Source organism: Pseudoalteromonas sp. JSTW, from assembly GCF_013423925.1.
In the GTDB taxonomy this organism is placed as follows: Bacteria; Pseudomonadota; Gammaproteobacteria; order Enterobacterales; family Alteromonadaceae; genus Pseudoalteromonas; species Pseudoalteromonas lipolytica.
On the sequence record NZ_CP058972.1, the window covers coordinates 3,104,057 to 3,117,741 of the forward strand.

16 protein-coding genes and 1 tRNA gene are annotated in these 13,685 nt (G+C 43.2%); 7 read left to right on the plus strand and 10 right to left on the minus strand.

What is annotated here, in order from left to right:
• Positions 1 to 184 precede the first annotated feature (184 nt).
• The 4 genes from recQ (at position 185) to GZH31_RS14010 (ending at position 4,720) form a co-directional block, all read left to right on the plus strand.
• The gene (gene recQ, locus GZH31_RS13995; RefSeq protein ID WP_036973074.1) at positions 185 to 2,008 is read left to right on the plus strand and encodes a DNA helicase RecQ; all 1,824 of its coding nucleotides are present in this window, start codon (positions 185 to 187) and stop codon (positions 2,006 to 2,008) included.
• 7 nt (positions 2,009 to 2,015) lie between these two features.
• A complete protein-coding gene (locus GZH31_RS14000) occupies positions 2,016 to 2,312 on the plus strand; it encodes a DUF3630 family protein (RefSeq protein ID WP_036973075.1) in 297 nt (98 codons plus the stop codon).
• A gap of 67 nt (positions 2,313 to 2,379) precedes the next feature.
• Complete coding sequence (locus GZH31_RS14005) at positions 2,380 to 4,095, plus strand: BamA/TamA family outer membrane protein (protein ID WP_230236442.1); 1,716 nt, start codon at positions 2,380 to 2,382, stop codon at positions 4,093 to 4,095.
• Between the two features lie 64 nt (positions 4,096 to 4,159).
• The gene (locus tag GZH31_RS14010) at positions 4,160 to 4,720 is read left to right on the plus strand and encodes a mechanosensitive ion channel domain-containing protein (protein WP_036973077.1); all 561 of its coding nucleotides are present in this window, start codon (positions 4,160 to 4,162) and stop codon (positions 4,718 to 4,720) included.
• A 45-nt stretch (positions 4,721 to 4,765) separates the two neighbouring features.
• On the opposite strand, the gene GZH31_RS14015 is transcribed toward GZH31_RS14010, so the two are convergent.
• From GZH31_RS14015 to GZH31_RS14025, 3 genes are read right to left on the minus strand one after another with little or no spacing between them, the layout of a single operon-like run.
• Positions 4,766 to 5,824: a succinylglutamate desuccinylase/aspartoacylase family protein gene (locus tag GZH31_RS14015; protein ID WP_036973078.1), complete on the minus strand. Its 1,059-nt coding sequence runs from the start codon at positions 5,822 to 5,824 to the stop codon at positions 4,766 to 4,768.
• A gap of 33 nt (positions 5,825 to 5,857) precedes the next feature.
• The gene (rimK, locus tag GZH31_RS14020) at positions 5,858 to 6,763 is read right to left on the minus strand and encodes a 30S ribosomal protein S6--L-glutamate ligase (RefSeq protein ID WP_036973079.1); all 906 of its coding nucleotides are present in this window, start codon (positions 6,761 to 6,763) and stop codon (positions 5,858 to 5,860) included.
• A gap of 52 nt (positions 6,764 to 6,815) precedes the next feature.
• A complete protein-coding gene (locus GZH31_RS14025; RefSeq protein ID WP_036973081.1) occupies positions 6,816 to 7,238 on the minus strand; it encodes an ATP-dependent zinc protease in 423 nt (140 codons plus the stop codon).
• A gap of 160 nt (positions 7,239 to 7,398) precedes the next feature.
• Between GZH31_RS14025 and GZH31_RS14030 the strand changes: the two genes are divergently transcribed.
• Complete coding sequence (locus GZH31_RS14030; RefSeq protein WP_074989354.1) at positions 7,399 to 8,370, plus strand: zinc transporter ZntB; 972 nt, start codon at positions 7,399 to 7,401, stop codon at positions 8,368 to 8,370.
• 7 nt (positions 8,371 to 8,377) lie between these two features.
• Here GZH31_RS14030 and GZH31_RS14035 read toward each other — a convergent pair whose 3' ends face one another.
• Positions 8,378 to 8,599, minus strand: coding sequence for a Rho-binding antiterminator (locus tag GZH31_RS14035; protein ID WP_180311124.1), 222 nt, complete (start codon positions 8,597 to 8,599; stop codon positions 8,378 to 8,380).
• Positions 8,600 to 8,663: 64 nt separating this feature from the next.
• Positions 8,664 to 8,738 (minus strand) — tRNA-Arg (locus tag GZH31_RS14040).
• 198 nt (positions 8,739 to 8,936) lie between these two features.
• Between GZH31_RS14040 and GZH31_RS14045 the strand changes: the two genes are divergently transcribed.
• Positions 8,937 to 9,119: a hypothetical protein gene (locus tag GZH31_RS14045; protein WP_036973088.1), complete on the plus strand. Its 183-nt coding sequence runs from the start codon at positions 8,937 to 8,939 to the stop codon at positions 9,117 to 9,119.
• On the opposite strand, the gene GZH31_RS14050 is transcribed toward GZH31_RS14045, so the two are convergent.
• From GZH31_RS14050 to GZH31_RS14060, 3 genes are read right to left on the minus strand one after another with little or no spacing between them, the layout of a single operon-like run.
• Complete coding sequence (locus tag GZH31_RS14050; RefSeq protein ID WP_180311125.1) at positions 9,116 to 9,922, minus strand: phosphotransferase family protein; 807 nt, start codon at positions 9,920 to 9,922, stop codon at positions 9,116 to 9,118. The genes GZH31_RS14045 and GZH31_RS14050 overlap by 4 nt on opposite strands.
• On the minus strand, positions 9,923 to 10,546 hold the full coding sequence (gene pnuC / locus GZH31_RS14055; protein WP_180311126.1) for a nicotinamide riboside transporter PnuC: 624 nt from the start codon (positions 10,544 to 10,546) through the stop codon (positions 9,923 to 9,925). It lies immediately after the preceding gene.
• A 23-nt stretch (positions 10,547 to 10,569) separates the two neighbouring features.
• Entirely contained in the window at positions 10,570 to 10,827 is a 258-nt protein-coding gene (locus GZH31_RS14060; protein WP_036973093.1) for a YkoF family thiamine/hydroxymethylpyrimidine-binding protein, read from the minus strand.
• A 114-nt stretch (positions 10,828 to 10,941) separates the two neighbouring features.
• Here GZH31_RS14060 and GZH31_RS14065 point away from each other — a divergent pair, with 114 nt between their 5' ends.
• Entirely contained in the window at positions 10,942 to 11,181 is a 240-nt protein-coding gene (locus GZH31_RS14065; RefSeq protein WP_036973096.1) for a DUF2960 domain-containing protein, read from the plus strand.
• 9 nt (positions 11,182 to 11,190) lie between these two features.
• On the opposite strand, the gene alr is transcribed toward GZH31_RS14065, so the two are convergent.
• Together alr and dnaB are read right to left on the minus strand one after the other, a co-directional pair.
• Positions 11,191 to 12,270 carry an alanine racemase gene (alr, locus tag GZH31_RS14070; RefSeq protein WP_074989353.1) on the minus strand — a complete coding sequence of 360 codons (1,080 nt, stop codon included), beginning with the start codon at positions 12,268 to 12,270 and terminating at the stop codon, positions 11,191 to 11,193.
• Positions 12,270 to 13,649 (minus strand): replicative DNA helicase, encoded by a 1,380-nt coding sequence (gene dnaB / locus GZH31_RS14075; protein ID WP_036973100.1) that lies wholly within the window; start codon positions 13,647 to 13,649, stop codon positions 12,270 to 12,272. The genes alr and dnaB overlap by 1 nt, the downstream gene beginning before the upstream one ends.
• Positions 13,650 to 13,685 lie beyond the last annotated feature (36 nt).

Genomic DNA, 13,685 nt, shown 5'->3' on the forward strand with positions numbered 1-13,685 from the left:
ACCAACCCTTTGGGCGCTCTACAGGCACTTACTTTCATCGTTGTTACTTCTTAAAAGGGACTGCCATTGTTGCAAAGTAACGCCTTGATATTAAGCACCTGTGAAACGCTGAATTCTGCATATTGAGGTCGTTTAGGTATATTGCTACAGACATCATCCAAAAAAAACACTAAAATGCTCGGCGATGAATACCAATACCGCAATGACTAACACCCCCGTTCGATCACCACAAGCCGTACTCAAACAAGTGTTTGGTTACAAGGATTTTCGTGATGGTCAAGAAGCGATTATAGCCGCAGCGCTTGACGGACAAGACTCGCTCGTCTTGTTACCAACAGGTGGGGGAAAATCACTTTGCTATCAAGTACCCGCCTTGATCCTTGATGGTGTCACTGTCGTCATTTCGCCGCTTATTTCATTAATGCAAGACCAAGTTGCACAACTCAAAGCACTGGGCGTTCAGGCCGCTTATATTAACAACAGTCTGCCATTCGAAGAGCAGCAAGCGGTGTACCAGCAACTGCATTACGGGCAAATAAAGCTGTTGTACGTCGCACCTGAAAAAGTCTTACAGCACGAATTTTTAGAGCGCCTTAGTCACCTAAAACTTGCTCTGTTTGCTATTGATGAAGCGCACTGTGTCTCGCATTGGGGACATGATTTTAGGCCTCACTATTGTCGGCTTAATGAGCTAAAACAGCGCTTTATGCATGTTCCGATGATGGCATTAACTGCCACAGCCGATAAAGCGACACGTTACGATATTATTGAGCAGCTACAGCTTAATCAGCCTTACGTACACACAGGCAGCTTTGATAGGCCCAATATTCGTTACACCATCGAAGAAAAATTCAAACCCATGGTGCAGCTGCTGCGTTATTTAAAAGAGCAGCAAAACCAAAGTGGAATAATTTACTGCACCAGCCGTAAACGTGTTGATGATGTTGCCGAAAAACTCGCTGATGCAGGCTTTAATGCCGCGGCTTATCATGCGGGGATGAGTAACGAACAACGACAATTTGTGCAGTCAGGTTTTGCCCGTGACGATATTCAAATTGTAGTAGCAACGGTTGCCTTTGGTATGGGAATTAATAAACCTAATGTACGCTTTGTTGTGCATTACGATATTCCTAAAAGTGTTGAAGCTTACTACCAAGAAACAGGCCGTGCTGGTCGTGATGGCTTAGCCGCTGAAGCGATAATGTATTTTGATCCGGCCGACATAGGACGCGTTCGTCGCTTTTTTGAAGATATCGAAGATGAGCAACGCCGCCGAGTAGAAGAGCAACGCTTTAATGCGATGGCCAGCTTTGCTGAAGCCCAAACATGTCGCAGACAAATCCTGCTCAACTATTTTAGCGAGTACAAACGTGAAACCTGTGGCAACTGCGATATTTGCTTAAATCCACCGACAAGCTTTGACGGCACGTTGGTCGCGCAACAAGCACTCTCGTGCGTATATCGTGCAGAGCAGCGTTTTGGTATTGGTTATATTGTTGAATTGCTGCGCGGGGCAAATACCAGCCGTATCCGCGATAATAATCACCACCAGCTGAGCACTTACGGTATAGGCAAAGATCACAGTGTGGAGTTTTGGCTAAGCATTTTAAGGCAGCTTATTCACCAAGGCTTATTAAGCCAAGATATAACTCAGGGCTCTTCACTGCGCTTAACCGAAGCAGCTCGTGCAGTACTTAAAAGTGAATACGCCCTGCAATTAGCCGAGCCACGCTTACAAGCCAAACACGTTTATCAAGATAAACTCGCGCAATTTAATTACGACAAAAAGCTGTTTGCTAGATTACGAGCTCTGCGTAAGGAGTTGGCTGATGCGGATGACGTTCCTCCGTATGTCGTTTTCAATGATAAAACGTTGGCTGAAATGGCACAGCTCATGCCGACCAATGATAGCGAATTTTTAAAAGTATCAGGCGTGGGGTTTACGAAGCTAAACAAGTACGGTTCTCCTTTTTTAAACACCATTCGCGACTACCTCGCCGCCCACTAGGATTACAATGACTAACCTTATTTATGACGCCGAGTATGAAATAATTGTCATTAACTCACGCGACCTGCCTAACGATGAAGATTTTGAACTGTGGGCTACCCTCTTTTTGCACGCCCCCGCAATTAAAATTGCAGACTTTGATGCCGGTGCCGATCGTCATCAGTTAAGGTTTCACTTTACAGATCATAGTTTTAATCTAAACTTTGAACATTATAGCGAAAGTGTTTGGATAAACGCTGAAGGCGTTGAAGCAGCGAGTGTTTTGCCAAAACTTCATCAGTATTTAGTCATGCAGTTACAATAATAAGCTAGACTTTTTCTCACGCTTAGTATGTAGTAGTTGCATAGCAAATAAACAACTAAGGGTGTAAATGGGATTTAAGCAGTCGCACTTTGTTGCTCAGATTTTACCAATGGTGTTACTTAGCGTAACATCGCATGCCTATGCAGAGCAGGTACTCGCTGACAATAATAACTACTGTCACAACCAACGCACTCTTAAAACGCAAGACAACAACTTACGTCGCCAGCTCGATACTGACAATCCCCTCCCCGAAGCCGCCGATAACCGCAAAATCACTTCCATTAAGCTTGAACAGCTCAATGTCTTCAATACCGCACTTGAAGAAGAAAACAACGCGTTATTTCGCTTTGCGAATCGTGCTCATATGACAACCGAACCCGAAGTGATTCACAGTGTACTGCTGTTTTCAGAGGGGGATATTTATCAACCTCGTAAGTTACTAGAATCAGAACGACTCTTGCGTAAACAAGGTTATTTATACGATGCACGCATTCATGCTGAACTCGATTGCGACGGCAACGTGAATGTTAAAGTCGTTACGCGTGACTTGTGGACTTTGCTGCCCGAAATCAGCTTTAGTCGCAGCGGCGGTGAAAACGAATCAAGTATAGGCTTTCGTGAATCAAACTTTTTAGGCTGGGGTAAACGGGTGTCGTTCTCGCGTACGCACGATGCAGACCGCACCGGGTATTTATTTGTATACGATGACCCTAATATCTTTTCGAGTCGCTACCGTGGTCGACTCGAATATTCAGATAACGATGATGGTAAACGCCATTACATCGATGTTAGTTACCCATTCTACTCAATTGATACTCCTTACAGTTACGGTGCAACCAGTTACTCAGACCAGCGCCGTGAGCCACTTTATTATCGCGGCGAAGTTGTCAGTGAGTTCGAGCAAAAAACCACCCTCAATCGCGCTTACTTTGGACATTCAAGTCAACTTGCCCGAAGCTGGACACAACGAATCAGTTTAGGGATAGAAAACCGTGAAGACACCTTTAAAGCCATTGCTGCCACCCAGTTACCTATCGCAGATGATCGCAGCCTAAGTTACCCGTTCATCAGTGCGCAATGGTTCGAAGACCATTATGTAAAAGTAAGAAATTTCGACAGTATTTATCGTACTGAAGACCTAAATCTTGGCTGGAATATTCAAGCATTACTGGGTTATTCAAGTAAAGATTTTAGCGATGATGCCAGCCGGACTATTTACTCTTTGTCTCTGTCAAAAGCCCATTACAGCGGAGATAATCAGCTATGGCGCTTTAAAGCTGATATAGATGGTTATTGGAACGAAGAACAAGGCGATGTCGAAAATCTCATAACCAGTAGCCAAGTACAATACTATTTGAATACCAGTTTACAACAAAGCTGGTATGCCAAAGTGCGCCTGCAATATGCCAAAAACCTAACAGCCGATAAACAACTCACCCTTGGCGGCGAAAATGGTTTACGTGGCTACCCGCTTGATTATCAAATTGGCGATCGTAGCTTTTTAGTAAGTCTCGAAAAACGCTATTATTGGGAATATGACTTACTGCAACTATTTAAAGTCGGTGGCGCGGCTTTTTACGACATCGGCCGCGCTTGGTATAACGACAAAGATAACGGCACGAATGGTAATGTACTGCAAAATATCGGTGTTGGCTTACGGTTAGCACCCAGTCGAGCAAATGCCGGAACAGTCATTCACCTCGATATTGCTGCGCCAATCAACAAAAAGGACAGCGACATTGATTCTGTGCAATGGCTTGTCACCGTTAAAAATACTTTCTAAGATAGTGTTATTCGGTTAGTAAAGAGCTAAAATCTCGACGCTTAACATTAATGTAGGATCCCCCTTGGACTTCGAAACACTCTTTAACGAGCAATACCATTTAATCGTGACGATTATCGCGATTTTACTTTACCCATTACTAAGAAAAACCACAAAGAAACTGCTGTTAAAAGCCATCAAAGGTAAAGCAGATCCTCATCGTGTTTATCGTGCAGAACTGCTACTAAATATTATTCTCGCCATTGTAATGCTGTGCCTAGTGTTAGTATTTTGGGGCATTGAGCTGCGCGGTTTATTAGTTTTAGGTTCATCACTATTTGCTATGTTAGGTGTCGCCCTATTCGCAGCGTGGTCGTTATTGAGTAATTTAACCGCCTTTTTATTAATGTTCATTCAAAACGACTGTCGTGTGGGCTATTGGATACGTGTCATCGATGGCGCGAACTTTTTAGAGGGACGTATCATTGAAATGGGCTTGATGAACGTGGTGCTTGAGCATGTCGATGGTCACAAGGTTATTTACCCCAATAATATTTTTGTTACTCGCCCAGTAATGGTGCTCAATAAAGCCCCGACTCCGAGTAAAACGCAATCAACAAAGCGTATTCTGGGACCCAAAAAATAAAGCCGCAAATGCGGCTTTTATTTTATGTATTGACGATGTCAGCAACTAATTATTGAGTTCAGCCGTTTTAAGCTCGTCTTCAATATCGCTTATTTCGTCAATAAAGGTTTCTAGCTGTTGCTCTACCAAGCTATTCGCATGCGCAAAGTAAGCAAGATGGAATACCGCATCGCCCTCATTTACAAGCGGCATGGTTTGCTGGCCAATTACAATGCCACTTCGTGGCGCTAATAGCTCAAGCTCAGCATCACCAAGTGGACTGCTGATATAAGCGAGCACTTGCCCTTTCATGACGCGCTCACCAAGGGATACTTGCGCACGGACAATACCATCAACCTCTGCACGCACCCAACTTGTTGAACTTGCAATCACCGGCTCTGGGAGTTTTTTCGCCCGCTTACCACGCACCATTTTTAAATGACGCATAACATAATCAACGCCTTGCACACCGGCTGCAATCGCAATGGGGTCGAATCGCAGCGCTTCACCCGCTTCGTAGGTTATCACTGGGATACCTAAATTAGCCGCTTCACTGCGTAAAGAGCCATTGCGTAATGAGGCGTCTATCACCGCTGGTGTACCAAATGCTTTTGCCATAGCCGCGGTATCAGGATCACTTAAGTTAGCCCTAATTTGCGGTAAGTTAGTACGATGAATCGCACCAGTGTGCAAATCAATAATGTGCGTACAGTGCATTGCCACCTGCGAGAAAAAGGCATTCGCCATTCGCCCAGCTAATGACCCCCGTGTTGAACCCGGAAAACTGCGATTCATATCACGACGGTCAGGTAAATAACGCGACTTATGGATAAAGCCAAATACATTCACTATTGGCACCGCTATAATTGTGCCGCGTAATTGTTCAGGCTCAATTTTTGCGAGCAATTGCCTTACAACCTCAACACCATTGAGCTCATCACCATGAATTGCCGCGCATACCATTAACACAGGCCCTTGCTGGACCCCATTAACGACTTCAATTGGAATATTAAGCGGTGAGTGGGTATAAAGCTTTGCTGCTTCAATCGAAAACGTTTTACGTTCACCCACACCAACCGTATCACCTAAAATTGAAAACGGAGTATTTTTCTTAACCTTTGCCACGCACTTTTCCTTTTACTAGAGCGCTTGTAAATCTTAGCCTTTACCACGTGTTGCAGTTCTTTTCGTTGCTGCATTTTTTTCAATAAAATCAACAATCATGCCTGCAATATCTTTACCCGTAGCCACTTCGATACCTTCAAGACCCGGCGATGAGTTAACTTCCATCACCAATGGTCCTCGTGCTGAGCGAAGTAAATCAACGCCCGCTACGTTTAAGCCCATTGCTTTTGCTGCAGCAACGGCTGTTTTTCTTTCTTCAGGGGTAATGCGAACCAATGTCGCACTGCCGCCACGGTGTAAGTTAGAGCGGAACTCACCTTCTTGTGCTTGACGCTTCATCGCTGCGATTACTTTATCGCCCAAAACGAAACAGCGAATGTCTGCACCGCCTGCTTCCTTGATGTACTCTTGCACCATGATGTTCGCTTTTAAGCCCATGAAAGCTTCGATTACACTTTCTGCCGCTTTGCGCGTTTCGGCTAACACAACACCAATGCCTTGTGTACCCTCTAGTAACTTAATAACCACCGGTGTACCACCAACCATGCTTAGTAAGTCTTTAACATCATCAGGCTTGCTTGCAAACCCTGTGACAGGCATACCTACACCTTTACGCGATAATAGCTGTAATGAACGTAATTTATCGCGAGAGCGTGAAATAGCCACTGATTCATTTACAGGGAACACGCCCATCATTTCAAATTGACGTAATACTGCACACCCATAGAAAGTCACTGACGAGCCAATACGCGGAACAATAGCATCAAAATCTTTTAAATTTTCGCCGCGGTAATGAATTTCTGGTTGATCAGAATTAATGTTCATATAACAACGCAATGCATCAATCACTTTTACTTCATGACCACGTTGCTCAGCTGCTTCAATTAAGCGACGTGTTGAATATAAGTTTTGGTTGCGAGATAAAATACCAAGTTTCATAGTTAAAACCTTTACTGACAAACTCACACACTGAGCGTGCTATGAGCGCCTTTTATAATAAATGAGATAAAGCCGGATCGACGACTATGCGATTTTCCATTGCTGTACGCCCTAACAACATTCTAAACTTCATTGTTGAACGGTTACTTAAAGTCACTCTAACGGGCCAGCTTTGGCTTCCTGCGACTAACGTTGTTTCTATAAAGTAACGAAGCTCTCTTTGACCACTTGAACTGGTCACATACTTACGCTCCATCACTTTTGCACGACAGTGGACCACAGTATCCACATCATCCTGCAGAGGCTGGGTTGTGAATTTCACCCAGTTTTCGCCATTTTCTGAAAACTCTTCAATATCAAAAGCATGAATACACGATGTACGCGCCCCCGTGTCCACTTTTGCTTTGATTTTATCAATTCCTAAATCAGGAAGGCTTAGCCATTCGCGCCAGCCAACGATAATTTTTGCACTCATTAATGTGCCCTCTATAAAAAAGTGTCTTATACGCTACAGAGCTAGAAACACCAACAAAATATATTCATCTCATCGATAAATCGATTTCATTAATATAGTCTTGACTATACTAATGTATATACTCAACTATATCGCACTATTTGTAAAATGAGAGTTCAATATGATCAATGGGTTACTTCATGTCTTAATTTTAGACGAGCAAGGCGGTGCACGTGCTATTGACAATAGTACCGAGCTGGAGAATTGGCAACCCGAACATGGAAAACTTTGGGTTCATATGGATTACAGCCAAGCTGACGCTGTAAAGTGGCTTGCTGACAGTAATTTACTGACTGACTATGAATTAGCATCCCTGATTGCGGATGAGACGCGTCCACGCCTAACAAAAGTAACCAACGGTTCGATGCTCTTTTTACGTGGCGTTAATTTAAATCCCGCACAAAGCCCTGAAGACATGGTGTCTTTGCGCTTATTTATAAACGAAAACGTTATTATCACAACCCGCAAACGCCGTTTACTCTCAGTGCAAGATGTTGTTGCAACATTTGATGACAGTAACGGTCCATGTTCAATTTCAGAGCTCGTGTGTCAATTAGCACAAAATCTTACATCGCGTATGCAAGGGGTCATTGATAGCCTTGATGACACGTTGGATATATTTGAAGACGAAATTGATGAGCCAAGCAAAGGTTTTGATAACCAAGCTTTAGCACAAATGCGCCGTCAGACCATCGCCCTAAAACGCTATTTAAGGCCACAAAAAGAGGCCCTTATTACGTTGTTAAACAACAAATACAAGTGGTTAGATGAAGACGACAAAGCCCGTTTAAACGAAACAACCAATATGTTGATTCGCTTTTTAGAAGAGCTAGACAGCTCAATTGAACGTGCACAAATTATTCAACAGACTATTGCTAACCAAGTGTCTGAACAACTGAATCAGCGTATGTATGTGATGTCGGTCGTTGCAGCATTGTTTTTACCATTAGGCTTCTTAACGGGCTTACTTGGTGTCAATGTGGGCGGCATTCCGGGCACGGAAAGTCCGTATGCATTTAGCCTATTTTTAATCTTCTTAGTGGTCCTTACCGTTGGTATTGGTATCTACTTTAAGAATAAAAAGTGGTTATAAGCCTACCTTAGCGTGGCTCAGCAGATTTGATTAAATCAAGGCGAACGGCGTGTTCGCCTTTTTTTGTGCTCAAAATTAAGTGCTCACCTTCAGGACTTATAATCTGTAAGTTAATCGCTTTGCCATTTACTTGCTCGCCTGAGTGCAATGTAATCTGTAATTCTGTTGAGTGCATACACCACAATTCGAATTGGTCGTAATCACCACATGCAATGGGTTGATAAGTCATGTTTTAAAATCATGAAAATAAAAAGGATATAAACAGTGTAGAAAATAACAAAAGAAGGAGCAAATGGCGCTCTCGGCAGGGATCGAACCTGCAACTCAGCCTCCGGAGGGCCACGTGATATCCATTTCACCACGAGAGCACATTTGTCGTTGTCAGTACCAACTCGCGATATCAGCATGACAACCCGGCAATGATAATGGCATCTTGCTATAAATGCTAGCATTGAACACTTACATGCTTATAAATTCAGCAATTTTCATTAAAACACTTCACATTAAGGCAGAACCACGGTATTAACGTATACTTATAAAATTAATAACAAGGTGGGAATTTGATCATGAGTTTAATGTCAACAGAGCAAGTTGCAGAATTTTTAGGTGTAAAAGTAGAACGCGTGAAACGACTTGCTCGCGAACATTTACTGATCTCGAAATCACAAGATGACAAAGGTGAGCCTTTGTTCGAACACGATGATGTAAAAAAATACAAAGAGCTTGCCGAGCGAATTGGTGGCCTTTAGCGTTTTTGCTGTTTAATGAAGTGGTGAAGCTGCACAAGCAGTGGCGCCACTTTATCCATTGCCCCTCGTTGCTCGTACCAACAAATACACAATAATAAAAATAGCCCCTGAAATGCCGCCAGCTTGTTGAGCGAAAGGGTAAATTCGTGGTGGGCTGATATAAGTGTTCGGTATTGTTCAAGCAAAGCTTGCTGTTGTTCAGTATTCAGCTGAAAACTGACCACTAAGGCTGCCAAGTCAAAATAAACATCATTACTTTTGGCATATTCGAAGTCGATTAAAAACATACCGCTATTATTCACAATGATATTTTCTTTAACCAAATCATTATGGCAAAAGCCCATATCTTTTGGTGCACTAGCAATATAAGCGAGTGACTCTTCTATTAATGTAAGATGCTGTTGGTAGCGAGTGGTGTGTTGATAACAATTAATTTCATAAGCGATGTCCATTGGCTCTGTGAGCAAGGGATACTGGTGCAGATTGACTAAATCTGGCAGTAAACTGTCACAAAAATCGCCGCTGGCAATACGACCTTCAACATAATCGAAAATAGCCGTGTCTGTGGCTTGTTCTAGCCAAAGAGGCGCTGGGCAGCAACTTTGTTTAGCAAAATGTGTTTGAGCAGCCAAGCCTAGTGCAGGCCAATGGTCGCGATAATGTTTTACCAAATAGCTATTGGTCGCTGTTTTTACTAAGTAATTATCGTTACTTAACCCTTCAACCAATGGACTGATTGACGTAATCGTTAACGCGGGATCAAAACGCGAAAATAGCGCGTTTATTTGTTGTTCTGTTTTCATTTAAAGTTGAGCTAATGGCTTAGCTTGATGTTGCTCATACTCTTCATACCAGGTTTTAAACCCCCACGCTGCCATAATGGTATAAAACACAAACAGCACCAAGGTCGGGTAATACCCTTTTTCAAAGTACAAATACATGGAAGCCGCATCTATAACAATCCAGTATAGCCAATTTTCAAGAACTTTTTTGGCGACAAGGTAGGTTGTAACCACAGCAAAAGAGGTGGTAAAGCTGTCTAAATATGCAAAATCTGCATGCGTGTAATTGGTCATGATGAAACCAATCACCACCGAGGCTAATGAGGTAGTAAATAAGATCACGACATGCTTTTTTAATGACCACGAAACAATCGGCAACCGGTCTTTATGGTTTAAACCTCGTCGCCAAATTACCCACCCATACACAGCCATGTACATGTAGTATAAGTTAAGCAGCGACTCCATCAATAGTGCGCCATTCCAGTACATTACGGTGTAAATAAAGGTGCTTGCAAACGCGGCAGGCCAACACCATAAGCTCTCTTTAATCGCGAGCAACAAGTACGCCATCGACAACGCCACTGCAATATATTCCCAGTGCGACATTGCCGTAAAGCCAGAGAAAGTTTCGGTTAAAAATTCCATATCACGCCGTCGTTATCGATTACTTAATCATCGCTTGGCGACAAATCACCGTGTAAAAATTTACAAACAAAAATTGCTTTACCAAACTCTTCATAAGAGCGCTTAATTTCAGTGTTAAGTACAGACATGACTAAGTCGTAATCACCAAAAATTTGTGTAGATAGCGTATTAGTAATCACTTTAAGGCCATCATAGCTGTTTACGCGGTCAATAAAGCCTTTAATAAATGGAATGTAATCTTGATGAAGTGGGTATTTACTAATCTCTACAGAAAGTTTCATTTTAAGCTACCGAGTTTTTTAACAGTGTCGCATTGTAACCCGCTTATAGCGACAAGTCATGGCTAAGGCTCGTATTTAGTGTAAAATCAGCCCTATAAATTAAGAGGAGTCATTATGGCACGCCGCATTACATACACATTTAAAAACCAACCTCGCGAAATCAACTTTTCTAAAGACAAGTACCGCGACATGTACCACGCCATTGCGGCAGCTGAGGGAATTGACTTAAGCAATTATTTAAAGATGGAACAACAAATAGAAATGACCTCAAAAGGCTCTGCGGCAGTGCGTAATTTTCGTGACCAAGAGTTTGCAAAAATGGGCTTTAGCGACATCTATTTTATTAAAGAGTAACGTGCCTCGTTACTCTTGATACTCATAGCTGACTCGCGGAGTAATATTACACAGTAGCTCGTAAGGTATGGTACTAGCACACTGCGCTATTTCTTCGACAGGCAGCTCTGGGCCCCACATGATTACTTCGTCACCCACTTGAATATTGTCGCCATTATCGCCAATATCAACTGTTATCATATCCATCGCGACGGTGCCGACAATACCATAGCGTTGTGATTTAATGATCACCGGTGTGCCTTGTCGTGCATGGCGAGGATAGCCATCACCATATCCCATCGCGACAACCGCAAGCTTGGTTGGCTTATCACTGCACCAACGGCCTCCGTAACCAACACATTGATGCGCATCAACATCGCGAATCGCAATGACGCGTGTTGTTAAACGCATCACTGGCGCTAAACCGTGTTCTTTACCCACGCCATTTAGCATCGGCGAGACACCATAAAGCATTAACCCTGGGCGAACCCAATCACCATGCCCATGCGGCCATGCTAAAATACCCGCTGAGTTTGCTAAACAGTGCTGCTGAGCTTTGCCATCTGTTAATGAATCAAATAACGCTATTTGCTGGGTGGTTTTCTCATCGTTTACATCATCAGCACACGAAAAATGCGTCATTAATTTAATATCATCACGTGCATTGTCACTTGCTTTTAAACGATGATAAAACGATTCAAATTGTGATGGTGCAATCCCTAAACGGTGCATCCCTGTATTAATTTTTAACCAACACGCTATCGGTGCATCCAACGTGGCACTTTCAAGTGCAGCCAATTGATTTTCATCATGAATAATGGTCTGAAAGTTATTCGCGAGCAAAATAGGTAAATCGTCTTGATGAAAAAAGCCTTCAAGTAAAACGATTGGTTTTGTTAAACCTCCCGCCCGCAGCGCTAATGCTTCATCAATACGTGCCACTGCAAATGCATCAGCGGCACTTAGGTGCTGGGCAATTTTAACCAAACCGTGGCCATATGCATTGGCCTTTAACACCGCCATCACCTTGCAATTGGGCGCAAAGTGCTTCACTTGCGCTAAGTTATTAGCCAGTGCTTTTAGATTAATTTCGGCGATGGCTAAGCGCATTAATATTCGTCATCCATAGCTGGGCCCGCGTAGTTATCAAAACGTGAGAATTGACCTTGGAACGTAAGACGCACTTTACCGATAGGACCATTACGTTGCTTACCGATTATGATTTCAGCGACCCCTTTCTCGGCACTGTCTTCGTTATACACTTCATCACGATAAATAAACATGATTAAGTCGGCATCCTGCTCGATTGAGCCTGATTCACGTAAGTCAGAGTTGATTGGGCGTTTATCAGCACGTTGCTCTAGCGTACGGTTAAGCTGCGACAGGGCAATTACAGGGCATTGTAGCTCTTTGGCAAGGGCTTTTAATGAACGCGAGATTTCGGCAATCTCTAAGGTACGGTTATCAGATAAGCTCGGAACGCGCATTAGCTGCAAGTAGTCGACCATGATCATACTAATACCGCCATGATCGCGTGCGATACGACGTGCACGCGAACGTACATCGGTCGGTGTAAGGCCCGATGCATCGTCAACATACATCTTCCCTTTTTCCATCAATAAGCCCATGGTTGAAGAGAGGCGAGCCCAATCATCATCATCTAATTGGCCTGTACGTACTTTCGTTTGGTTAATACGACCGAGTGAGGCAAGCATCCTCATCATAATTTGTTCTGACGGCATCTCTAGTGAGTAGATCAGCACGGGTTTGTCTTGCGTCATTGCCGCATGTTCAGCTAAGTTCATCGCAAACGTGGTTTTACCCATTGATGGACGTGCAGCAACAATAATCAGATCTGAAGGCTGCATACCCGCGGTCATTTTATCTAGATCGGCATACCCTGTACTTACACCCGTTACACCATCTTGTGGCGATTGATATAACTCTTCAATCTTATCAACCGTTTTTTCTAGAATGCTGTGTAAGCTTTGTGGACCTTCGGTGCTTTTAGTACGTTGCTCGGCAATTTTGAATACTTTACTTTCTGCAAAATCGAGCAAATCATGGCTTGTGCGTCCTTCTGGACTAAAGCCCGCTTCGGCGATTTCGTTTGCAACACCAATCATTTCACGAATAACAGCACGTTCACGAACGATATTTGCGTATGCGTCGATGTTGGCAGCACTGGGAGTATTTTTTGCGATTTCAGCAAGGTAAGCAAAGCCACCCACATTGCTCAGCTGATTATTTTTTTCTAAGCTTTCAGAAATGGTGATCAAATCAATCGGGTCGCCTGCCTCTGCAAGACTCACCATCGCTTCAAAAATCAACTTATGTGTGCGGGTATAAAAATCCTGCGAGACAACCAACTCAGCAACACGGTCAAACGCTTGATTATCAAGCATTAAACCACCTAAAACAGATTGCTCAGCTTCAATTGAATGGGGAGGAACTTTTAACGTATCGACTTGCTTATCTGGTTTAGCCATATCTTCACAAAACTTAAATTGAATGGCTCTATTCTA

Coding starts and splice junctions, on each gene's coding strand:
- GZH31_RS14060 (WP_036973093.1), bottom strand. CDS start 10,827: ATGAAACTTTCTGTAGAGATTAGTAAATACCCACTTCATCAAGATTAC.
- pnuC (WP_180311126.1), bottom strand. CDS start 10,546: ATGGAATTTTTAACCGAAACTTTCTCTGGCTTTACGGCAATGTCGCAC.
- GZH31_RS14025 (WP_036973081.1), bottom strand. CDS start 7,238: ATGAGTGCAAAAATTATCGTTGGCTGGCGCGAATGGCTAAGCCTTCCT.
- recQ (WP_036973074.1), top strand. CDS start 185: ATGAATACCAATACCGCAATGACTAACACCCCCGTTCGATCACCACAA.
- GZH31_RS14035 (WP_180311124.1), bottom strand. CDS start 8,599: ATGACTTATCAACCCATTGCATGTGGTGATTACGACCAATTCGAATTG.
- GZH31_RS14050 (WP_180311125.1), bottom strand. CDS start 9,922: ATGAAAACAGAACAACAAATAAACGCGCTATTTTCGCGTTTTGATCCC.
- alr (WP_074989353.1), bottom strand. CDS start 12,270: ATGCGCTTAGCCATCGCCGAAATTAATCTAAAAGCACTGGCTAATAAC.
- GZH31_RS14000 (WP_036973075.1), top strand. CDS start 2,016: ATGACTAACCTTATTTATGACGCCGAGTATGAAATAATTGTCATTAAC.
- rimK (WP_036973079.1), bottom strand. CDS start 6,763: ATGAAACTTGGTATTTTATCTCGCAACCAAAACTTATATTCAACACGT.
- GZH31_RS14045 (WP_036973088.1), top strand. CDS start 8,937: ATGAGTTTAATGTCAACAGAGCAAGTTGCAGAATTTTTAGGTGTAAAA.
- GZH31_RS14005 (WP_230236442.1), top strand. CDS start 2,380: ATGGGATTTAAGCAGTCGCACTTTGTTGCTCAGATTTTACCAATGGTG.
- dnaB (WP_036973100.1), bottom strand. CDS start 13,649: ATGGCTAAACCAGATAAGCAAGTCGATACGTTAAAAGTTCCTCCCCAT.
- GZH31_RS14030 (WP_074989354.1), top strand. CDS start 7,399: ATGATCAATGGGTTACTTCATGTCTTAATTTTAGACGAGCAAGGCGGT.
- GZH31_RS14065 (WP_036973096.1), top strand. CDS start 10,942: ATGGCACGCCGCATTACATACACATTTAAAAACCAACCTCGCGAAATC.